The organism is Actinoplanes sp. 13 (genome assembly GCF_056134165.1).
The window spans coordinates 94,447-114,924 of sequence record NZ_JBVYOQ010000005.1; the positions used below are offsets into that span (position 1 = coordinate 94,447).

Below are 20,478 nucleotides of genomic sequence, written 5' to 3' on the forward strand. Positions count from 1 at the left end.
CTTGCATTGCAACGATGATGGGGAGGCCGGGATGCTCGTGATCCCTCTGCGGGACGCCGACCGGACAGACCTGGCCGGCGGCAAGGCGACCGGCCTCGCCACCCTGATCCGCCACGGCGAGCGCGTACCGCCCGGCTTCGTGATCACCACCACGGCGCACCGCGACGGAGTGCTCTCCCGGGAACAGATCGCCGCTGCGTACGAGGCGATCGGCGGCGGCGCCGTGGCGGTCCGTTCCAGCGCCACCGCCGAGGACCTTCCGGGCGCCAGTTTCGCCGGACAGCACGAGACCTTCCTGCGGGTGGAAGGCGTCGACGAGATTCTGACGGCGGTCGCGAAGTGCTGGGAATCGGTGCACGGGGACCGGGCGCGCGCCTACCGCGAGGCCCATGCCCGGCACGACACCGAGCTGAGCATGGCCGTCATCGTGCAGCGCATGGTCGACCCGGCCGCGGCCGGCGTTCTGTTCACCGCCGACCCGCTCACCGGCAGCCGCACCGAGATGCTGGCCGACGCGGTGCCCGGGCTGGGCACCGGAGTCGTCGACGGCACCGCGGCGGCCGATCATTATCGACTGAGCGAAACCGGTCAGGGCGGCTGCCTCGACCAGGAACAGCTGGACGAGCTGAAGGCCGCCGGCGAGCGGATCCAGCGGGCGGCCGGCGAACCGCGGGACATCGAGTGGGCCTTCGACCACGACGGCGTGCTCTGGCTGCTCCAGTCCCGGCCGATCACCACGCTGTTCCCGCTGCCGCCCGCGACCGACGACATCCGGGTCTACCTGGAGTTCGGCCACGTCCAGGGCATGCTCCAGCCGGCCACCCCGATGGGCATGTCCTCGCTCAAGCAGCTGATCGCCGGCATGACCGCCGCCCTCGGGCTGCGCGCCGAGATCGTGGACATCGGCGGGCGGCTCTACGGCGACCTCACCGACCTCGCCCGCCACCGCACCGCCCGGAAACGCCTGGTCAAGCTCATGGCGGTCGACTTCGGCCCGCGAGCCCAGGCGGCGATGGAACACGTTCTGGCCGACCCGCGCTTCACCCCCGACTCCACCAAGCCGCGGGGCGACGGCAAGGCGCGGGCGGGCGACGGCAAAGCGCGGGTTGGCGACGGCAAGACGCGGGTGGGCGACGGCAAGACGCGGGTGGCCGACGGCAAGACGCGGGTGGCCGACGGCAAGACGCGGGTGGCCGACGGCAAGACGCGGGACGGCGACGGCACATCGCGGGAGACCGGCCCTGACCAGCGGGACGGCGACGGTGGCCGGCCGCAGAAGGACGCCTCGGCGGCGCGCACCGCGGTCCGCGCGCTGTCCGGCATCACCCGGGCGCTGGCCCGGCCGGACGCGGCGCGCCGGCGGCTCCAGGCGGCCACCGAGCAGCTCAGGCTCGCTGCCGCCGCTCCCCCGGACCTGCACACCTCAGATCAACGGCTGGCTTTCGTACGGCAGGACGACTCCCCCGCCGCCGCCGACGACATCACCTGGCCGATCGTCGCGGGTCTGCTCTCCGCCTCCGTGCCCGGTGTGCTCCTCAAGGGCCTCGCCGAACCGGCCGAGATCCACACTGTTCTCAGCGGCCTCCCGCACAACGTGACGCTGGAGATGGACCTGGCCCTGTGGCGGCTCGCCCGGGACGCTTCCGCCCATCGTGACCTGCTGCTGCACACGCCACCGGGCACCCTCGCGGCGCTACACCTCGGCGGCGACCTCCCCGACATCGGGCTCGGGCCGTTCCTGGCCACTTACGGTCACCGTGGCCCCGCCGAGGCGGATCTCGGCGTGCCCCGGTGGGCCGAGGACCCGACGGGTGTCTTCGCCGCCATCGCCAACTATCTGCGCGTCGACGACCCCGCACAGGCCCCGGATGCGCGGTTCACGCGTACCGCAGAAAAAGCGGAAGTGACCCTCCTGGATCTCACCAGGCGCGCCCGGCGGCGCAGGCCGGTGCGCGGCAGCCTGGCGGTGTTCTTCCTGCGCCGCGCCCGGGCGCTGATGGGCCTGCGGGAATCGGGCAAGTTCGCCGGGCTGCACCACCTCCGGACGGTGCGGGAACAGCTCCTGCTGATCGGCGCCGACCTGACCGGGCGCGGGCTGCTGGCCGCGCCGCACGACATCATGTTCCTCGACCTGGACGAGGTGGAGGCCGCGATCCGGCACGGCGCCGACCACCGTGACCTGGTCGTCCGGCGCCGCGAGATCCACGAGACCGAGTCACGGCGGCGGCATGTGCCGGTCGCGCTGCTCTCCGACGGCACCGACGTGGAGGTCGCCGCGGCGATGTCATCAGGCGGCACGGCGGCCGTCGAGGGCGGCACGGCGGGCGGCGGCGCGATGACAGTCAGGGGCGGCACGGCGGGCAGCGGCGCGATGGCTGTCAGGGGCGGCACGGCGGGCGGCGGCACGGCGTTGGCTTCCGGCGGGACGCTGCGCGGGGTCGGGGCGTCGGCGGGTCGGGTGACCGGGCCGGCCCGTATCATCCACGATCCGGCGACCGCACACGTCGAGCCCGGCGACATCCTCGTCGTGTCCACCACGGATCCGGCGTGGACGCCGCTGTTCCTGACCGCCGGCGGCCTGGTCAGCGAGACCGGGGCGATCATGGCGCATGGTCCGACGGTGGCCCGCGAGTACGGCATCCCGGCCGTCATCAGCGTGCCCGGCGCCACCACCCGCATCGGTCCCGGTCAGACGATCATCGTGGACGGTGCCGCCGGCACCGTCACGGTGGCGTGAAAGCATCGGCGCCATGCCCAGGAAGGTCGACCGCCAGGAACGGCGGACACAGATCGCCGACGCGCTGATGCGGGTCGCCGCCGAGCAGGGCCTCGAGGCGGTCAGCCTTCGGCACGTGGCCGCCGAGGCCGGGGTGTCCGCCGGCATGGTGCAGCACTACTTCAGCACCAAGGACGAGATGATGACGTTCGCGCTGGACGTGGTGCGGGACCGCGGTGAGGCCCGGGTGAACGCGGCGGTCGCAGCCCTGGGCGCTGATCCGGCGCCGCGGCTGCTGCTGCGAACGCTGCTGGCCGCGTTGCTGCCGCTCGACGAGGAGACGCGGGCCGACGGGCGGGTGGCGCTGGCGTTCCTGGCCTACACGGCGGTGCGGCCGGCCACGGCGCCGGCGCTGCGGGAGGGGACCGCACAGATGCTCGGCTTCATCACCGGCCTGCTCCCGGACGGCGACGAGACCCGGGCGGCGGGTCTGCTGGCGCTGATGGAAGGGCTGGGGATGTATCTGCTCGGCGGCCAGTACACGGAGGAGCAGGCCCTGACGGCCCTCGACACCCAGCTCGACCTGCTGTTCAGCCAGCCGGCCCGCAGCGTGCCGACTTGAGGCACGCAGCAAACCCGAAGTCACCACACAAGGCGCGCCGGCGACTTGGGGTGCGCAGCGCGCACCAAGGGGCGAGCAGTCAGCGTGGGGACTTCGGGTGCGCAGCGAACCCGAAGTCACCACACAGATTTGGGTGGCCTGTGTAGGGACTTCGGGTTCGCAGGGCTGGAGTGGGCAGCTCAGCCCGGCGGTCGCGGCACAGGCTGGAGCGGCAGCCGGGTCGCGTGCAGTGCGGGACTCGGGTAGGTCGTACCCCCGCGGGTCAATGATCTTTCGGCAGGTCCCGCGGCGCCGTCGCCCAGGTCTGGTCGGGGGTGTCGGCGAGGGTGAGCGTGAGGGTGCCGCCGCGCTGGACGAAGGACTCGGGCAGCCAGGAGCGGGTCAGGGCGGCACCGTTGAGGCGGGCCGAGCGGATGTAGGTGGCCGTGCTGTCGGCCTTGATCGTCAGGACCACGCCGTTGCTGCGGCGCACGTCCACGCGGGCGAAGACCGGGCTGCCGACGAGCAGTTCGGCGCGGCCGGGGACCTGCGGGAACACGCCCATGGTGGCGAAGACGTACCAGGCGCTCATGGTGCCGAGGTCGTCGTTGCCGGGCAGGCCGGCCGGGCCGGTGCCGTAGACCGTGTCGACCAGGCGGCGCACCGTCTCCTGGGTCTTCCACGGTTTGCCGAGCCCGTTGTAGAGCCAGGGCGCGTGGATGCCGGGCTCGTTGGTGGGGTCGTAACCGCTGGCGAAGAAGGCGTCCAGGCGGTCGGCGGCGGTGGCGCGGCCACCCATCAGGGCGGCCAGGCCGGACACGTCCTGCGGGACCATCCAGGTGTACGTGGCGCTGGAACCCTGGGCGAAGCCGACGTCGGTGTTCGGGGTGAAGCCGGGCTGCCAGCTGCCGTCGGCCTTGCGGGCGGCCTGATATCCGACGGCGGGGTTGAAGGTGTTCTTCCAGTAGCCGCCGCGCGGCAGGAGCTGCCGGTAGAGGCCGGTGCGGCCGGTGCGCCGTGCCCACATGGCCAGCGAGAAGTCGGCGAGCGAGTTCTCCAGGGTCTCGGCGGCGCCGCCCCAGCAGTGGCAGATGTCGTTGGCGGCGTACTCCAGGGCCAGGTAGGTGTCGAGCGTGGGGCGCTGGCCCTTGCACTGGCCGGGGCAGCCGGCGTCGGAGAGGGCGTCCGGGTTCTGCACGGTGGCCTGCCGCACCAGCGAGTCGAGGGCCCCGGTGGTGTCGAAGTTGCGGACGCCCATGGCGGCCCAGGTGGCGAGCGTGGGCGCGGCCGGGTCGCCGGTCATCACGTGGGTGGGGGCGCCGAGGTGCAGCCAGCGGTCCCAGATGCCGTTGTTCTGCGCGGCGAAGTGCATCATCGAGGTGGCCATGTCGCCGGCCACGTCGGGGCGGAGCAGGCCGAGCAGCTGAATCTGCGCGCGGTACTGGTCCCAGCCGGAGAACGTGCCGTAGACGGCCTGCTGCCCGGGCCGCTTCGTGTGGATCTTCTGGTCCGCACCCAGGTAGCGGCCGTCCAGGTCGTTCATGGTCTGCGGCTGCATCAGCGCGTGGTAGACGGCGGTGTAGAAGGCGGTGGTCCGGGCCGCGGTGCCGCCGGCCACCCGGATCCGGTCCAGCTCGGCGTGCCAGGCGGCACGCCCCTGCCGGGCGACGGTGTCGGCGGTGGCTCCGGCCGGGATCTCGGCGTCGCGGTTGGCGGCGGCGCCTTCCTTGCTGACGTACGAGACACCGACGCGCATCCGTACGTCACTGCCCGGCTCGAACGCGACCCAGCCGCCCGAGCCTCGTCCCGCCCGGTTGGCGCCGGTGAGGTATCCCTCGCCGCCGGTGGCCGTGGTGGCACCCGGGTGGAGGGTGCTGTTCACCCACGTGCCGGTGCTGGTGAACGGCTGGTCGAAGACGGCGCTGAAGTGCAGGCGGTAGTAGGAGCGCCGGTTCGGGTTGGTGTCTCCGCCACCGTTGCCGCGCCGTCCGCAGAAGCCGCCGGTGAGCACCGAGCCGGTGACCGTCCGGGTGGCCGGGTCGATGCTGATCTCGGCGTCCTCGCTGCCGTTGAGCGAGTTCGAGGTGCGGAAGAGCAGGTTCGCCTCCCGCCCGCCGGGGAAGGCGAACTCGCCGACGCCGGCGCGGGTGGTCACCGCCAGATCGGTGCGGGTCCCGTCGTCGAGCGTGACGGTGTAGCGGCCCGGGGTGGCCGCCTCGTTCGCGTGCGACCAGGACGCGACGTACTTGGCGTCCTTCGTGTCGGCGGTCGGTGACGAGTCGACCGCGCCGGTGAACGGCAGGATCGGGACGTCGCCGGCGGCGCCGGGCGCGCAGCCGGCGCCGTTGACGTGGGTGAGGCTGAAGCCGCGCAGTTTCGTGGTGTTGTACTCGTAGCCGTTGGCGGGCGCGTTGGTCTGGTCGCCGTTGCTGCCCGTCGGGCTCCAGGCGATCATCCCGAACGGCCGGGTGGCGCCGGGCCACGTGTTGCCGCCACGGGTGGTCCCGATGAAGGGGTCCACGAAGCTCACCGGGTCGATCTCCGGGGGTGCGGCGTGGACCGGTGCGGCCGGCGTGATCGTCAGGACCGTGGCCATGGCCGCGGCGATGGTCGCCCTCATCGACATGCGTCTTCCTCTCCTGGGTCGCCTTCAACCTATGAGGAATCAGCGGGCGCCGATCGGAGCCTGCGTGAAGGTTTCCTTACGTTTCGGCATGATCAGCAAGGTGGGGATCACCGCCGCACCCACGACTGCGGCGCCGACGAGCTGGGCGACGTCGTACCCGCCGCCCACGCCGAGGATCGTCAGGTAGACGGCCACCGAGATGGCGCCGCCGACGTGGCTCGTCGACTCGAACAGCGCGGAGGCGATGCCCCGGTCCTCCGGGGCGGCGTCGCCCACGCACTCACGGGTGAGAGCCACGAAGACCGGGCCGGAGCTGAGACCCCAGAGGACCAGGCCGAGCACGGTCAGCGGCAGCGAGTATCGGCCGGCGACGGCGACGAAGGCCAGGTTGACCGAGCTGAGCGTCAGGCAGCAGACCACGACCCGGCGGGTGCCGTACCGGCGGAGCAGCGAGCCGGCCGGCACCGAGCTGATCAGCGAGCCGACGAGGAGCGGGGCGAGGGCCAGGCCCGCCTGGGCGGCGGACAGGCCGTGCACGTCCTGGAGCTGCAGGCTGCCCACCACGATGACGGCGCTGTAGGCGGCGCAGTGCGCGAAGAACGCGACGCACGAAGCGATCAGCCGGCGGGAACGGACCGCCGACGGGCGGATCAGCGGATCCTTGACGCGCCGCTCCCATGGGCGGAGCGCGGCCAGCAGGATCAGCCCGGCCACGAAAGGCAGCACGGTGGCCAGGTGGATGCCGTGTTCGCCGGCGCGGGTGGCGCCGTAGATGAGACTCAGCACCCCGCCGGTCGCCAGGAACGCGCCGACCAGGTCGAGGCTCCCCGGCGCTGCCCGGTGCGCAGTGTCAGCGGGCAGGACGACCAGGGCGGCGAGGGCGCCCAGCACCGCGACCGGGACGACGACCAGAAAGATCCAGCGCCAGCCGAGGGCCGACGTGATGAGTCCGCCGAGGACGGCCCCGGCCACACCGGCGGTGTTGCCGGCGGCGGCGACCACCGAGAACACCCGGCTCCGCCACGGCTCGCCCGGGAAGAGCGTGGCCGCCGAGGCCAGCGTCGCCGGAATGGCGAAAGCCGCACCGAGACCTTGCAACACCCGGCCGGCCAGCAACGGCGGGGTCGACGTCGCCACACCGGACAGCAGCAGGCCGGCCGCGGTGACGCCGAGACTGGCCACGATCAGCCGGCGGCGGCCCCAGAGGTCGCACACCCGGCCGCCGAGCAGCAGGAAACCGCCGATGCTGAGCGAGTAGAGGGTGACCACCCACTGCAACTGCTCAGGCGGGATGTCGAACTCGGCGCCGATGGCGGGCAGCGCGGTGGCCACCGCGAGGCTGTCGAACAGCACCAGGAACATGGCGCCGGCCAGCACCAGCGCGGCGCCCCAGCCGTGGTTGTCCTCCATGAACCTTTCAGGTCACCGGCCGGTGCGGATCGAAACCACCCGGGACAGCCCTCGAAGCCGGGCGGGGGTTTTCCCCGCCACGAGCGGAGCGGGCACCCAGATATTGCCGAGGCGCATCGATGCAGTTAACTTGGGAGCGCTCCCACCCCTCGTCCCCAGGAGAGCAGCATGATCCGTTCCCCCCTCAAGGCCCTCGCGGCCGCGGCGGCCTGCGCCACCGTGGCTTCGGCCGGGATCTGGCTCGCGACCGGCACCGCCTCCGCCGGCACGATCTCCGGAACCCTGTACCGCGACACCGGCACCCCGGCCGACCGCTGGCTCGCCGCGAACCCCGGCGACTCGCGCGCCGCCGTGATCCGTGACCGGATCGCCAGCCAGCCGGCCACGCGGTGGCTGTCGAACTTCAACATCTCCACCATCGGCGGCGAGGTCGCCTCCTATGTCAACGCGGCGAACGCCGCCGGGCAGATCCCCGCCCTCACCGTTTACGGCATCACCAACCGGGACTGCGGCGGCGCCAGCTCCGGCGGCGCACCGGACCTCAACCAATATCAGACGTGGGTCGGCAACATCGCCCGGTCGCTGGGCAACCGGACGGTCATCATCAACCTGGAGCCGGACTCGATCGCCCTGCTCACCTGCCTGAGCAGCAGCGAGATCGCGGCCCGCAACCAGGCGCTGCGGACCGCCACGCAGACGCTGAAGGCCGGCAACCCGAACGCCAAGGTCTATCTCGACGGCGGCCACTCGGCGTGGAACAGCGCGAGCGAGCAGGCGTCGCGGCTGGTGGCGGCCGGTATCGCGAGCGCCGACGGCTTCTACACCAACGCCTCGAACTTCCAGCCCACCAGCGCCGAGGCGTCGTACGGGCGCGCGATCATCAACGCGCTGAACGGGCAGGGTGTCAGCGGCAAGCGCCAGGTGATCGACACCAGCCGCAACGGCGGGGCGAGCGGCGACTGGTGCGGTGACGACAACACCGACCGGCGGATCGGCCAGTACCCGACGGTCAACACCGGCGACGCGAACATCGACGCCTACCTGTGGATCAAGCCGCCGGGCGAGGCGGACGGCTGCCGGTACTCGGCCGGCTCGTTCCAGCCGGACCTGGCGTACAGCCTGGCCAGCAGCGCCCAGAACCCGCCGTCGTCCCCGCCGTCGTCGCCGTCCTCCTCCCCGAGCTCGTCGCCGTCGTCGTCCTCGCCCAGCCCGTCGTCACCCGGCCCGTCGTCGCCGCAGCCCGGCGGCCCGTGCACGGCGACGCTGCGCGCGGTGAGCACGTGGCAGGGCGGCTTCCAGGCCGAGGTGACCGTCCGGTCCACCGGTGGCACGCAGGGCGGATGGGCCGTGTCCTGGACCCTGCCCGCCGGGCAGACCGTCAACCAGGTGTGGAACGGGACGCTGACCACGGCCGGGTCGACCGCCACCGTGCGCAACGTGTCCTGGAACGGCAATCTGCCCGCCAACGGGTCGGCCACCTTCGGCCTGATCGCCTCGGGTACGCCCGGGTCGCCGACGCTGACCTGCACCGCCGCGTGATCTGATCGGCCGGGGGCGCCGACGCCCGCGCCCCCGGCCGGTCACCACCTCCGTCACGGGAGAAAGCCGCCACCGTCATCCGATCGCCGGGATCGAACGATATCGTTCCTCCGATGAGCGAGACGGCGGCACGCGATCACATCGAACGGTTCAACGCGGCGGTGACCGACGGTGACTGGACAGCGTTCGTCAGCGCCTTGCACCCGGCCGCGGTGATGACGCTCGTCGGGCCGCCGGTGGGGCCGTTCCACGGCCGGCATGCGATCGCCGCGGCCTATGTGGCCAATCCGCCCGGTGACACCATGCGCATCGTCGGCATCGCGTCCGAGGGCGACAGCGACGTCGTCACCTTCGAGTGGACCCGCGGCGGCACCGGCACCCTCACCCTCGGCCACCAGGACGGCCAGATCGCCGAGCTCACCGTCACTTTCGACTGAGGCCACCGGCGGCGCGCCCGAGGAGGTCGCCGGCGGCGGCGCGGGTCATCGGGAGCAGCGGTGTCGACGCCATCAGTGCCACCTCCTCGGCCGGCGACGTCAGCCCGTCGAGGAAGCGCAGCACCCGGTCCGCCGGGTTGCGGGCGAACAGCCGCTCGAAGAAGGCCGGCGCCGGCACCAGACCACGGTCCCAGGCCCGCAACGCGACCGAGTCCATCCACAGGTGCCGTCGCGGATAGGCCGGCCCGGGCACCGGCGCCCGCCCCGCCGCCAGCGACGCCGCGATCTGGTCCGCCTGGCGGCGCATCGCCGAGAAGGTGTAACCGGTGGACGGCCGGGTCGCCCCGCCGGCGGTGCCGAGCCGCACCACGCGCGGCGAGGGCCGCCGCACGAACGGGGCGTCGGTCATCGGGATGGCGCCGTCCTCGACCTGGGTCACCCGCAGATCCTTCAGACCCAGCATCTTCTGGTACGACCGGAGCGCGCTCTCGTAGGACGCGTCGTCGAGGCGTGCCGGGGAGAACTCGGTGTACTCGATCAGCGCCGTCCGCGGTCCGGTCGGCAGCACGTAACCGAACGACACCCCCCGGGCGGGCTGCGGGGTGCGGAAGTCCATCAGGATCGCGGACGCCGGGTCGAACACGTCCCGCGCCGCCTCGACCCACCACCCGCGGAAATGCTGTAGCCAGAACGTCCGGCCCGGCCTGGCCGGCGCCACGGGACGCGAGTCGAGCGCCCACCTGGTTCGTACGATCACCTGGTTCTGCGCATCACGCACCGTGACCGAATCGCCGTCGTCCTCCAGCGTGGCCGCGGCAGCGGTGATGTTCTTCGCGCCGAGCCGGTCCGCCGCCTGCTCCGCCGCCGCGTAGACCGGCTCCGACCGCACCATGGCGTAACGCATCGGCGTCAGGTCGAGGCGCCGCAGGCCGGACGGCCCGTAGAGGTCGACCCGCGGCCAGGCCGCATCCAGCACCGGGTCGAGGTCGTCGGCCGGCCCGGTCCAGAACGCCCACGTCCGGTGCCCACGCGCCGGCAGCGGATCGATCACGGCGATCCGCAGTCCCCGCACTCCGTGCCGGTCGAGGGCGCTGAGCAGCAGCGACGCCGCGCCACCGGATCCGGTCACGGCAAGGTCGACGTCCACGGCGACCATTATCGCTTCCGGCCCGGCGGCGGCTGCGAAAGAGTACGTGGCATGACTTCCTCGTTCCCCTCGACGGTCGCCCGCACCCAGGGTTTCACGCTCGGGCTGGCCCGCCGGCCGGCGGTCGCACCGGACGGCTCCCGGGTCCTGTTCCTGCGCTCCGACGGCGGCGAGGACCCGGTCGGACATCTCTGGATCTATGACGTGGCCACCGGCGCGGAGCACTGCCTGGTGGACGCCCGGTCGCTGGGCACCGGCGTGCAACTCGGCGAGCGGGAGAAGGCCCGGCGCGAGCGGGCCCGCGACAGGTCGGCCGGGATCGGCGCGTACGCCACCGACGCAGCCCTGCGGACCGCGGTGTTCACCGTGTCCGGCCGGCTCTACGCGGTGGACGTGGCGTCCGGTGACCTGACCACGCTGGGCGCTGCCGAGCCCGCGGCCGAGGCGCGCATCGATCCGGCCGGGCGCACGATCGCCTATGTCCACGACACCGGGCTGCGGCTGATCGGCCGCGACGGCAAGGACGACCGGGCCCTGGCCGAACCGGACGGCCCGGACGTGTCCTGGGGTCTGCCGGAGCACGAGGCCGCCGAGTCGATGAACCGCTTCGAGGGGTACTGGTGGGCGCCGGACGGCAGCGGCCTGGTCGCCGCGCGGGTCGACGACAGCCCGGTGCAGGTCTGGTACGTGACCGACCCCGCGCGCCCGTCGCTGCCGCCGACCGCCCTGCGATATCCGTCCGCGGGCACGCCGAACGCCGACGTCAGCCTGCACGTGCTGGGGCTGGACGGCAGCCGGGTCCCGGTCGTCTGGGACCGGGACGGGTTCGAATATGTGACCCGGGTGGTCTGGGACAGCCACGGGTTGCTCGTGGTGGTGCAGAACCGGCGGCAGACCGTGATGCGGGTGCTGGCCTGTGATCCCGTCACCGGGCTGACCGAGGTGGTGGCCGAGAGCACCGATCCGCGGTGGACCACGATCGTCGCGGGAGTGCCGGCCCGGACCCCGGACGGGACCCTGATGTGGACGATCGACGACGGCGACACCCGGCGGCTCACCGCCGACGGCGTGCCGGTCACCCCGCCCGGGTTGCAGATGGAGGAGCTGCTCTCGGTGGACGGGGAGACGGTGTTGTTCACCGGGCGGTCGGAGCCGGCGTCGCGGCAGTTGTGGACGTGGACGGCGGGCCGGCTCACGCAGCTCACCGACGCGCCGGGGCTGCACACGGGTGTCCGCGCCGGCGGGGTCACCGTGACGACCTCCTTCACCCCGGCCGGCGAGACGGTCACCGTCGACGGCTCTCCCGGTGGCTCGGCTCCCCGGGTCCAGGTCCGGAAGCTGCGCAGCTTCGCCGCCACGCCGGAGGTTCGGCCGGTGGTGCGCCTGCACAGCCTCGGGGAGCGCTCGCTGCGGACGGCGGTGCTCTTCCCCACCGGCCACGAACCCGGATCCGGGCGGCTCCCGGTGCTGATGGACCCCTACGGCGGGACAGCGGCCCAGCGCGCGGTCGCGGCCCGCAACCGGTACTGGGCGGCCCAGTGGTTCGCCGACCAGGGTTTCGCGGTGGTGATCGCGGACGGCCGCGGCACCCCCGGACGGGGGCCGCGCTGGGAACGCGCCCGCGGCGACGACCACGCCGGGGCCCGGCTGCAGGACCAGGTGGACGCGCTGCACGCGGCCGCCGAGGAATACCCGGACCTGGACCTCGCCACGGTCGGCATCCGCGGATGGTCGGCCGGCGGATATCTGGCCGCGCTCGCGGTGCTGCGCCGGCCGGACGTCTTCCACGCGGCTGTCGCGGGTGCACCGGTCACCGATCAGCTGCTCTACAGCACCCACTGGCAGGAGCGGACGCTCGGCCTGCCGTCCGAGAACCCGCAGGGGTACGCCCACGGCTCCCTCATCGGCGACGCGCCCCGGTTGAGCCGGCCGCTGCTGCTGGTGCACGGCCTGCTCGACGACAACGTGCTGCCGGTGCACACCATGAAGCTCTCCGCCGCGCTGCTGGCCGCCGGGCGCCCGCACACCGTGCTGCCGTTGCCCGCGGCCACCCACATGGGCAGCACCACCGAGAACCTGTGGCAGTTCGAGGCGGACTTCCTGCGCCGCTCCCTGGGCCTGGCGTGACCGTCCCGGCGATCCGGCAGTTCTGCTGGGACGACTACGACGCGGTCGCTGCGGTGTGGGCGGCGGCCGGGCGCGAAGTGGTCCCCCGCGCCGAACTGGCGGCGAAATTGGTCCGGGACCCGGAGCTGTTCCTGGTCGCCGAGGACGGCGGCGGGCTCGCCGGCGTCGTGATGGGCACCTACGACGGCCGGCGCGGCTGGATCCTGCGGCTGGCGGTGCACCCGTCCCGGCGCCGCCGGGGCATCGGCGGCAGGCTGGTCGCCGAGCTGGAGTCCCGGCTCCGCCGGCTCGGCTGCCCGCGCGTCAACCTCCTGGTGATGCCGGACAACGACGACGGGCTGCGGTTCTGGCAGGCGCTCGGCTATCTGCCGATGCCCGACATCCTCTGCACGAAGCCGCTGTGAACGCGAAGGCACTCTGCACGCGAGGCCACTCTGAACGGAGCCGGCGCCGGGCGCGAGCCCTCGGCTGGGACCCTTGCCGGGAGGCCCCGCGGGCGCGAGTCGCCACGGGCGCGAGTGAGCGTTGCCCCGCGGAGCGGCAGCCCTGGGCGTGAGCGGGCCCTGGCGCGTGAGCGGCCCCTGCGCGTGAGCGGGCCCTGCGCCTGAGCGGCCCGGCGTTGGTTGTGGTGGGCAGGTCAGCCCGGCGGTCGCCGGACGGTCCGGGCGGCCCCGCCGGGTCGCGGTGTGGGTGGGGACTTCCGTAGGCGTACTCGAAAGGAAAGCATCCGGCGTGGGCGATCTAACAGAGAAAGAGCCGAACGTCGGCCTCCGGGCGCCGATGGGTGATCTTGGGCGGGCTTTCCTCCCGATCCGGGCGCTGCGGTGCCGCACCTAGGGTGATCTTGCACTGGAGAAGCCTGCCCGAGGAGCACGATGCCTTTCCCTGACCCTTCCTTTCTGCGCGGCGGCACGCGGCGGCGTCCGGGGCGGCGTCCGGGGCGGCGTGACGTGTTGCGGCTCGGTGGGCTGTCGGCGCTGGGTGCGGCGCTCGCGGCATGCGGCGTGGAAGGGCGGGGTGCCCCGGCGGCGAGTGCGGACGCCGACGCGATCGCGACGTTCTGGGACGGCAGGGCCAGGAACGGCCGGCTGGACTTCGCGAACTGGCCGCTCTACATGGATCCGGCGCGGCCGGAGCTCAAGGAGTTCACCGCGCGGACCGGCATCGCGGTGAACTACGAAGAGGTCATTCAGGAGATGGGCCCGTGGTTCGCCAAGGTGCAGCCGCTGCTGTCGGCGAAGCAGCCGATCGACTTCGACCTCATGGTGATCACCAACGGGATCCAGTTCGGTCAGTTCCGGGCGGCCGGCTTCCTGGCGCCGCTGGACCACTCGCGGCTGCCGAACTACACCGCCAACGCGGCGAAGAAGTACTCGCAGGAGGCGTTCGACCCGGGCAACGTGTTCAGCGTGCCGTGGGCGTCGGGGATCACCGGCATCGCGTACGACCCGGCGAAGGTGAAGCGGCCGATCACGAAGCTGGCCGACCTGTGGGATCCGGAGTTCGCCGGCAAGGTCGGCATGATGTCGGACACCACCGAGCTGGCCAACTTCGGTCTGCTGGCCACCGGCAGCGTGCCCGCGGAGTCGGGCGAGGCGGAATGGCGCAAGGCTGCCGCGAAGCTGAAGCAGCAGCGGGACGCCGGGATCGTCCGCAAGTACTACCAGCAGGAATACGTGGACGCGCTCGGCAAGGGCGAAGTGTGGATCACCCAGGCGTGGTCGGGTGACATCTTCCAGAAGAACCTCTCCGACGGGACGAACTTCCAGTTCGTGATCCCGGAGGAGGGCGGCACCATCTGGACCGACAACTTCGCGATCCCGGTGACCGCCGCGAACCCGGTGGACGCGCTCATGCTGATCGACTACTTCTACGAGGTGGAGACCGCGGCGTCGCTGGCGGAGTACATCAACTATGTGTGCCCGGTGCCGGCCGCGAAGAAGCTCGTCAAGGACCGGGCGGTCGCCGAGAGCGCGCTCGTGTTCCCGAGCGCGGCGGATTACGCGAAGTTGCACTATTACGTCGGGTTCGACACCGCCGAGGAACAGCAGGACTTCTCGAAGATTTTCGATCCGATCGTCCTGGGGTAGTTGCGGCGTTACCCGGCATCGATTCTGCTGAATCGATGAATCCCCTCGGAAGACGTTCCCTGTTGGCCGGTAGTGGCGGGCTCCTGATGCTGGCCGCCACTCCCGGGTCCGCCTCCGCAGCGGCCACCACCGTGGCCGGCGGGAGGGCCGCCGGCGGCGCGGCGAGAGCCTCCGCGATCACCCAGGGCACCACCCTGGTCCACGCCGACCTGCACAACCACACGCTCATGTCGGACGGTGACGGCGATCCGGCGAAGGCCTTCGCCTCGATGCGCGACGCCGGTCTGGACGTCGCCGCGCTGACCGACCACGCCACCCTCTTCGGCATCGAAGGCCTCTCGTCCGCCGAGTGGAACCGCACCGGCCAACTGGCCGACGCCGCCAACGAGCCCGGCGTCTACACCGCGCTGCGCGGTTTCGAGTGGTCCCATCCGCTGCTCGGCCACGTCAACGTCTGGTACACCGGCGGCTTCACCGACCTCGGCGGGTCCAGCAGCATGAACCGGCTCTACGACTGGATCAGCCGGACCGGCGGCATCGGGGGCTTCAACCACCCGGGCCGGGAACTGCTGCGGTTCAACAACTTCGCCTACAACGCCGCGCTGCGGGAGCAGATGGTCGGCCTGGAGATGTTCAACCGGGGCGACGACTACCTCTTCGACGGCTGGCGCGACGGGCAGACCTCGCCGCTGAACGCGTGCCTCAACGCGGGCTGGCGCACCGGGCTGACCGGGGTCACCGACGAGCACGGCACCGAGTGGGGTTACCCGGAGGGCAAGGGCCGCACCGGGATCTGGGCGGTGGAGAACACCCGCAACGGCGTGCTGGCGGCGATGCGGGACCGGCGGTTCTTCGCGACCCGGGTCAGCGGGCTGCGGCTGGACGCGACGGCCGACGGTGTACGCATGGGGGGCAGTCTGCCGTTCGCCCGGGGCGACGTGCGTTTCGTCGCCGACCTCGACCGGGGCCCGGAGTGGGCGGGCAAGCCCCTCACCATCCAGGTGCTGCGGCCGGGAACGGCGGCACCGGCGGTCGCGGACGTCGTCGAGACGCAGGCCGGGCGGATCACCGAGTTCACTGTGCCGCTCGACGTGGAGGACGGGGCGTGGGTGGTGCTGCGGGTCTCCGACCCGGGCCAGGCGAACGGGTCGCCCGGCCCGGCCGGTCATCCCTGCAACGACTGGGGCGTCGCGTACTCGAGCCCCTGGTGGCTGGCTCCCTGATCAGGACAGGATGATCGCGTTCAGGACCACGCCGAGCACGCCACCGGCCACGGCAGCCGCGGCGGCGTAATAGCCGAGCGGGCGGTCACCCAGGTAACCACCGACGACACCGAGCACCAGGCCGGCCAGACCGAAGATCAGCGGGCTGACGAGGACGGCGAGGACGGCGAAGACGAAGGCGAGGATCGTGCAGACGCGGGCGGCGGTGACACCGCGCCGGGCGCTCGTCGTCTGGCTCATGGGGGTCCCTTCCGATCGAAGTCGATGACAGGATTCGTCTACCCAGGACGCGGTCTTCTCACGCCTCACGGTGTACGACCTTCGCGGCCAGCCCTCTATCGTGTGCGCATGATCTCCGCAGGGCCCGGGCGTCTCCGGCAGAACCAGATCTACCGCGCCGGTGTGCTCGGGCGGCGGCCGGCCGTCCCCACCGACTTCACCGAGCTGGAACGCCGGGCCCGCCGGGCGTCCAGCGCCAAGGCCTGGGCGTACGTGGCGGGTGGCGCCGGGCTGGGCCGCACCATGCGCAACAACCGGGAGGCGTTCGACAGGTGGGCGATCGTCCCGCGGATGCTGCGCGGCGCCGGCGAGCGTGACCTGTCCCTCGACCTGCTCGGCACCCGCCTGCCCGCCCCTGTCCTGCTCGCCCCGGTCGGCGCCGGCCAGCTGGTCGACCCGGACAGCGACCTGCACACCGCGCGCGCCGCCGCGGCCACCGGGATCCCGTACGTCTTCACCAACCAGGGCGGCACCCCGATGGAGGACGCCGCCGCCGCGATGGGCGACGCGCCACGCTGGTTCCAGCTGTACTGGAGCACCGACGAGGACCTGGTCGACAGCCTGATCCGGCGGGCCGAGGCGATCGGCGCCGGCGCGCTGGTCATCACCCTGGACACCACGGTGCTGGGCTGGCGGCCGCAGGACCTCAACCTCGGCTCGCTGCCGTTCGCTCAGGGGCTGGGCATCGGGCAGTACACGTCCGACCCCCGGTTCCGGTCGCTGGTGGACGAGCGCCCGCCCGCGACCGGCCCGCGACCGCAGGTGACCCTGGCCGCGATCCGCTCGCTGCTCTCGATCGTCCGCAACCACCCCGGGTCGTTCTGGGCGAACCTGCGCTCGCCCCGGCCGCGCGCCTCGGTCGAGACGTTCCTCGACATCTACTCCAACCCGCGGCTGAGCTGGGACCACATCGCCACGGTCCGGGACCGCACCCGCCTGCCCGTGGTCCTCAAAGGCATCCTGCACCCGGACGACGCCCGCCGCGCCTTCGACCTCGGCGTAGACGCGGTGGTGGTCTCCAACCACGGCGGCCGCCAGGTCGACGGCGCGATCGCCGCACTCGACGCGCTGGTCGAGGTCCGCGCGGCGGTCGGGCCGACACCGACGGTCCTGATGGACAGCGGCATCCGCAGCGGGGCGGACGTCTTCACGGCGCTCGCCCTCGGCGCGGACGCGGTGCTGCTCGGCCGGCCGTACATGTACGGCCTGGCGGTCGCCGGCCAGGCCGGTGTCGAGCAGGTGATCGCCGACATCATCGCCGAACTCGACCTGACCATGGCGCTGACGGGCGTGCGCGACCTGGCCGGCATCACCCGCGAGATGCTGGTGCCGCGCCCGGCGACCGGCGGAGTCACGGCGTGACCGGATCCGGGAACGACTCCGGCCGGGCCTCCGCGGCGGCCGTCGCCGGGCTGAGCCTCGTCGCGGCGGCGGCGCTGGCCGCCCTGCGCGGCCGGGGCTGGTGGCTGCGGGGCGCGCTGATCACGGTGCTGGTGCTCGTCGCGGTGGGGTACGGGAGTCGGGCGATGAAGAGTGATCCCCCGCCGGCGAACACCTGCGTCGCGTACAGCGGCGGCAGCCACACCTGCCCCGGCGGCTGAGGCCAGGAGGCGTCGGCCCTGCTCCGTCCTCCGCCGGGCCGGCGCTTTCCGGGCCGGGGGTCAGCCGTTGGGCCTGCCCTCGATCGCCTGCAGCGACCAGCTGTTGCCGTCCGGGTCGCGGAAGTAGACGAAGTTTCCCCACTGCTGCGCGTCGATCTCGCTGGCCTCGACGCCGGCGTCCACCAGCTGTTTGCGGGCGGCCTCCGCGTCGGGCACCACCACCTGGATCTCCTGGCTGCCCGGCACCTTCTCGGTCACACCGTCACCGATCACGATGGAGCAGGCCGACCCGGGCGGTGTGAGCTGCACGAACCGCAGGCCCTCATGCACCTTGTGGTCGTGGTCCGCGTTGAAGCCTATCCGCTGGTAGAAGGCCTTGGCACGGTCCACGTCGGTGACCGGCACGGGGATGAGCTCAATCTTCCACGTCGATGTCATGAGGACATGGTGCCAACAATTGCGGTCAGAACACGACCGCAGATGTACGGCCATTCGCGCCGGCGCTAGGGTGCGGTGTGGTCGTTGACCGGGGTTCTCAGCGGCATCTGTTCGACGTGCCGGACGACGTGGCGTATTTCAATGCCGCAAGCCTGTCGCCGTCGCTGCACGCGGCCCGCGCGGCCGGTGAGTCGGCGCTGCGCCGGCGGTCCCGGCCGTGGGAGGTCGGCGAGTCCGACTGGTTCACCGACGTGGAGCGGCTGCGGGCCCTGGCGGGGCGGCTCGTCGGCGGCGACGCCGAGGGGATCGCCCTGGTGCCGGCCACCAGTTACGGCTTCGCGGTCGCCGCGGCGAACCTCCCGCTCGGGGCCGGGCAGCAGATAGTGGTCCTCGCCGAGGAATATCCGTCCGGCGTCTACACGTGGCGGCGCGCGGCCGAGCGGGCCGGGGCGGGGATCCGCACGGTGACCCGGGCGCCCGGGCAGAACTGGACCGAGGCGGTGCTGGCCGCGATCGACGAGCGGGTCGCGATCGTCTCGGTGCCCAACGTCCACTGGACCGACGGCGGGCTGGTCGACCTGGAGCAGGTGGCCGCGCGCACCCGCGCGGCCGGGGCCCGGCTGGTCGTCGACGCGAGCCAGTCCCTCGGCGTGATGCCGCTGGACGTGGCCGCGTTGCGCCCGGACTTCGTCGTCTCGGTCGGATACAAGTGGCTGCTGGGCCCGTTCGGGCGCGGGTACCTCTGGGTCGCCGGGGAACATCGCCGGGGCCGGCCCCTGGAGGAGAACTGGATCCTGCGGGCCGGTTCGGACGACTTCGCCCGGCTCGTCGACTACCGCGACGAATATCTGCCCGGCGCCCGGCGGTACGACCAAGGCGCGCGGACACTGTTCGAGCTGACCCCGATGGCGGTGGCGGCACTCGAGCAGGTCCTCGCCTGGGGTCCGGAACACATCGCTGCCGCCCTGGCCGTGGTCACCGACGAGATCGCCACACGGATCACGGCCGCGGGGATCGGCGTCACCGCCGCCGAGCCGCGCGGGCCGCACCTGCTCGGGCTGCGGGTCCCCGCCGGTGGGGCCGACCGGGTCGCCGGTGCGCTGAAAGCCGCCAACTGCTTCGTGGCACGGCGCGGCGACGCCATCAGGGTGTCGCCGCACCTGCACATCACGCCGCCGGACGTCGACCGGCTCGTGACGACCCTGATCGCGAGCCTGTGATCGGTTGAGGTCCGCAGCTCAGGCGGATTCGCGGATCACGAGCGTGGGCTGAAAGATCACGGAGCGGGGCAGGCGGTCGGGACTGTGGATCTGGGCGATCAGGAGCGCGGCCATCTCGGCGGCCATTTCTTCGACGGGCTGGCGGACCGTGGTGAGGAGCGGGCGGCATTCGAGGGCGGCGCTGCTGTCGTCGAAGCCGATGACGGCTATGTCGCCGGGGACGCGGCGGCCTCGGTCCTGGACGGCGCGCAGGGCGCCCTCGGCCATCAGGTCGCTGGCCACGAACAGGCCGTCGATGTCGGGGTGTTCGTCGAGGAGTCGGTGGGCTGCGGCCTCGCCGCCGGCCCGGGTGAAGTCGCCGATCACCGAGGGCACGTCGCGGGCGGCGAGTGCTTCCAGGAAGCCGGCCAGGCGTTCGGCGCCGGCGGGGATGTCCTGGGGGCCGGCGATGGTGGCGGGGTGGCGGCAGCCGCGTTCGATCAGGTGGGCGGCGGCGAGGCGGGCGCCGAGGCGCTGGTCGACGTCGACGAAGCTGGCCGGAGTGGGGCCGGTGGGGCGGGCGGACAGGACGGCGGGGATGCCCAGCGCGTGCACCTGGCGGGGCAGCGGGTCGTGTTCGTTGCTGCTGATCAGCAGGACGCCGTCCACGTGGCCCTGGCCGAGGTAACGGATCACCTGGTGGTGGTCGGTGGCGTCGGTGGGGACGACGACCAGGTGGACGTCGTGCGGGCGCAGGGCGCTGGTGGCGCCGGCGGTGACGCGGCCGAAATACGGGTCGGTGAAGATCCGGTTGAGGAACGAGTGGTCGTCGGGGCGGTCGGGTTCGCTGATCACCAGGGCGACCGAGTTGGAGCGGCGGGTGACCAGGCTGCGGGCGGCGACGTTCGGCACGTAACCGGTGTCGGCGATGGCCCGCTGGACGGCGGAGCGGATCTCGGGTGCGACGGTGGCCGCGCCGTTGATCACCCGGGACACGGTGGCGCGGGAGACGCCGGCCGCGGCGGCGACGTCGTCCATGGTGGGC

At 72.6% G+C, this 20,478-nt stretch carries 17 protein-coding genes; 11 read left to right on the forward strand and 6 right to left on the reverse strand.

What is annotated here, in order from left to right; all coding sequences use genetic code 11:
* Nucleotides 1–31 precede the first annotated feature (31 nt).
* Both AC0NH5_RS12970 and AC0NH5_RS12975 read left to right on the forward strand, forming a co-directional pair.
* Nucleotides 32–2,737 carry a PEP/pyruvate-binding domain-containing protein gene (locus AC0NH5_RS12970; RefSeq protein ID WP_474403142.1) on the forward strand — a complete coding sequence of 902 codons (2,706 nt, stop codon included), beginning with the start codon at nt 32–34 and terminating at the stop codon, nt 2,735–2,737.
* A gap of 13 nt (nt 2,738–2,750) precedes the next feature.
* Nucleotides 2,751–3,338 (forward strand): TetR/AcrR family transcriptional regulator, encoded by a 588-nt coding sequence (locus tag AC0NH5_RS12975; protein WP_474403144.1) that lies wholly within the window; start codon nt 2,751–2,753, stop codon nt 3,336–3,338.
* Between the two features lie 262 nt (nt 3,339–3,600).
* On the opposite strand, the gene AC0NH5_RS12980 is transcribed toward AC0NH5_RS12975, so the two are convergent.
* Nucleotides 3,601–5,943, reverse strand: a complete 2,343-nt coding sequence (locus AC0NH5_RS12980) for a GH92 family glycosyl hydrolase (RefSeq protein WP_474403146.1) — start codon at nt 5,941–5,943, stop codon at nt 3,601–3,603.
* 39 nt (nt 5,944–5,982) lie between these two features.
* Nucleotides 5,983–7,353 carry an MFS transporter gene (locus tag AC0NH5_RS12985; RefSeq protein WP_474403148.1) on the reverse strand — a complete coding sequence of 457 codons (1,371 nt, stop codon included), beginning with the start codon at nt 7,351–7,353 and terminating at the stop codon, nt 5,983–5,985.
* Nucleotides 7,354–7,521: 168 nt separating this feature from the next.
* Between AC0NH5_RS12985 and AC0NH5_RS12990 the strand changes: the two genes are divergently transcribed.
* A complete protein-coding gene (locus tag AC0NH5_RS12990; protein ID WP_474403150.1) occupies nt 7,522–8,892 on the forward strand; it encodes a glycoside hydrolase family 6 protein in 1,371 nt (456 codons plus the stop codon).
* 113 nt (nt 8,893–9,005) lie between these two features.
* On the forward strand, nt 9,006–9,329 hold the full coding sequence (locus tag AC0NH5_RS12995; protein ID WP_474403152.1) for a nuclear transport factor 2 family protein: 324 nt from the start codon (nt 9,006–9,008) through the stop codon (nt 9,327–9,329).
* Here AC0NH5_RS12995 and AC0NH5_RS13000 read toward each other — a convergent pair.
* Nucleotides 9,316–10,485 (reverse strand): lycopene cyclase family protein, encoded by a 1,170-nt coding sequence (locus tag AC0NH5_RS13000; RefSeq protein WP_474403154.1) that lies wholly within the window; start codon nt 10,483–10,485, stop codon nt 9,316–9,318. The genes AC0NH5_RS12995 and AC0NH5_RS13000 overlap by 14 nt on opposite strands.
* Nucleotides 10,486–10,527: 42 nt before the next feature.
* Between AC0NH5_RS13000 and AC0NH5_RS13005 the strand changes: the two genes are divergently transcribed.
* From AC0NH5_RS13005 to AC0NH5_RS13020, 4 genes are all read left to right on the forward strand, one after another.
* Entirely contained in the window at nt 10,528–12,603 is a 2,076-nt protein-coding gene (locus AC0NH5_RS13005; RefSeq protein WP_474403156.1) for a S9 family peptidase, read from the forward strand.
* On the forward strand, nt 12,600–13,007 hold the full coding sequence (locus tag AC0NH5_RS13010; protein ID WP_474403158.1) for a GNAT family N-acetyltransferase: 408 nt from the start codon (nt 12,600–12,602) through the stop codon (nt 13,005–13,007). Before AC0NH5_RS13005 ends, AC0NH5_RS13010 begins: the two co-directional genes overlap by 4 nt.
* Nucleotides 13,008–13,478: 471 nt before the next feature.
* Nucleotides 13,479–14,693, forward strand: a complete 1,215-nt coding sequence (locus tag AC0NH5_RS13015; RefSeq protein WP_474403160.1) for a polyamine ABC transporter substrate-binding protein — start codon at nt 13,479–13,481, stop codon at nt 14,691–14,693.
* A 35-nt stretch (nt 14,694–14,728) separates the two neighbouring features.
* Nucleotides 14,729–15,916 carry a CehA/McbA family metallohydrolase gene (locus AC0NH5_RS13020; protein WP_474403162.1) on the forward strand — a complete coding sequence of 396 codons (1,188 nt, stop codon included), beginning with the start codon at nt 14,729–14,731 and terminating at the stop codon, nt 15,914–15,916.
* Here the strand turns inward: AC0NH5_RS13020 and AC0NH5_RS13025 are convergent, their stop codons facing one another.
* Nucleotides 15,917–16,156 (reverse strand): hypothetical protein, encoded by a 240-nt coding sequence (locus AC0NH5_RS13025; RefSeq protein WP_474403164.1) that lies wholly within the window; start codon nt 16,154–16,156, stop codon nt 15,917–15,919. It abuts the gene before it with no gap.
* A 108-nt stretch (nt 16,157–16,264) separates the two neighbouring features.
* On the opposite strand from AC0NH5_RS13025, the gene AC0NH5_RS13030 reads away from it, so the two are divergent.
* Nucleotides 16,265–17,557 carry a lactate 2-monooxygenase gene (locus AC0NH5_RS13030; RefSeq protein WP_474403166.1) on the forward strand — a complete coding sequence of 431 codons (1,293 nt, stop codon included), beginning with the start codon at nt 16,265–16,267 and terminating at the stop codon, nt 17,555–17,557.
* A complete protein-coding gene (locus AC0NH5_RS13035; RefSeq protein WP_474403168.1) occupies nt 17,554–17,796 on the forward strand; it encodes a hypothetical protein in 243 nt (80 codons plus the stop codon). The genes AC0NH5_RS13030 and AC0NH5_RS13035 overlap by 4 nt, the downstream gene beginning before the upstream one ends.
* Before the next feature lie 60 nt (nt 17,797–17,856).
* On the opposite strand, the gene AC0NH5_RS13040 is transcribed toward AC0NH5_RS13035, so the two are convergent.
* On the reverse strand, nt 17,857–18,234 hold the full coding sequence (locus AC0NH5_RS13040; protein WP_474403170.1) for a VOC family protein: 378 nt from the start codon (nt 18,232–18,234) through the stop codon (nt 17,857–17,859).
* 77 nt (nt 18,235–18,311) lie between these two features.
* Here AC0NH5_RS13040 and AC0NH5_RS13045 point away from each other — a divergent pair, with 77 nt between their 5' ends.
* Nucleotides 18,312–19,454, forward strand: coding sequence for an aminotransferase class V-fold PLP-dependent enzyme (locus AC0NH5_RS13045; protein WP_474403173.1), 1,143 nt, complete (start codon nt 18,312–18,314; stop codon nt 19,452–19,454).
* 18 nt (nt 19,455–19,472) lie between these two features.
* On the opposite strand, the gene AC0NH5_RS13050 is transcribed toward AC0NH5_RS13045, so the two are convergent.
* Entirely contained in the window at nt 19,473–20,471 is a 999-nt protein-coding gene (locus AC0NH5_RS13050) for a LacI family DNA-binding transcriptional regulator (RefSeq protein ID WP_474403772.1), read from the reverse strand.
* Nucleotides 20,472–20,478: the final 7 nt, after the last annotated feature.

Excerpts from the sequence above, each read along its gene's own strand:
- AC0NH5_RS12970 (WP_474403142.1), top strand. The coding sequence starts at position 32 with ATGCTCGTGATCCCTCTGCGGGACGCCGACCGGACAGACCTGGCCGGC.
- AC0NH5_RS12980 (WP_474403146.1), bottom strand. The coding sequence starts at position 5,943 with ATGTCGATGAGGGCGACCATCGCCGCGGCCATGGCCACGGTCCTGACG.
- AC0NH5_RS12995 (WP_474403152.1), top strand. The coding sequence starts at position 9,006 with ATGAGCGAGACGGCGGCACGCGATCACATCGAACGGTTCAACGCGGCG.
- AC0NH5_RS12975 (WP_474403144.1), top strand. The coding sequence starts at position 2,751 with ATGCCCAGGAAGGTCGACCGCCAGGAACGGCGGACACAGATCGCCGAC.
- AC0NH5_RS13020 (WP_474403162.1), top strand. The coding sequence starts at position 14,729 with ATGAATCCCCTCGGAAGACGTTCCCTGTTGGCCGGTAGTGGCGGGCTC.
- AC0NH5_RS13000 (WP_474403154.1), bottom strand. The coding sequence starts at position 10,485 with ATGGTCGCCGTGGACGTCGACCTTGCCGTGACCGGATCCGGTGGCGCG.
- AC0NH5_RS13030 (WP_474403166.1), top strand. The coding sequence starts at position 16,265 with ATGATCTCCGCAGGGCCCGGGCGTCTCCGGCAGAACCAGATCTACCGC.
- AC0NH5_RS12985 (WP_474403148.1), bottom strand. The coding sequence starts at position 7,353 with ATGGAGGACAACCACGGCTGGGGCGCCGCGCTGGTGCTGGCCGGCGCC.
- AC0NH5_RS13025 (WP_474403164.1), bottom strand. The coding sequence starts at position 16,156 with ATGAGCCAGACGACGAGCGCCCGGCGCGGTGTCACCGCCGCCCGCGTC.
- AC0NH5_RS12990 (WP_474403150.1), top strand. The coding sequence starts at position 7,522 with ATGATCCGTTCCCCCCTCAAGGCCCTCGCGGCCGCGGCGGCCTGCGCC.
- AC0NH5_RS13005 (WP_474403156.1), top strand. The coding sequence starts at position 10,528 with ATGACTTCCTCGTTCCCCTCGACGGTCGCCCGCACCCAGGGTTTCACG.
- AC0NH5_RS13015 (WP_474403160.1), top strand. The coding sequence starts at position 13,479 with ATGCCTTTCCCTGACCCTTCCTTTCTGCGCGGCGGCACGCGGCGGCGT.
- AC0NH5_RS13040 (WP_474403170.1), bottom strand. The coding sequence starts at position 18,234 with ATGACATCGACGTGGAAGATTGAGCTCATCCCCGTGCCGGTCACCGAC.
- AC0NH5_RS13050 (WP_474403772.1), bottom strand. The coding sequence starts at position 20,471 with ATGGACGACGTCGCCGCCGCGGCCGGCGTCTCCCGCGCCACCGTGTCC.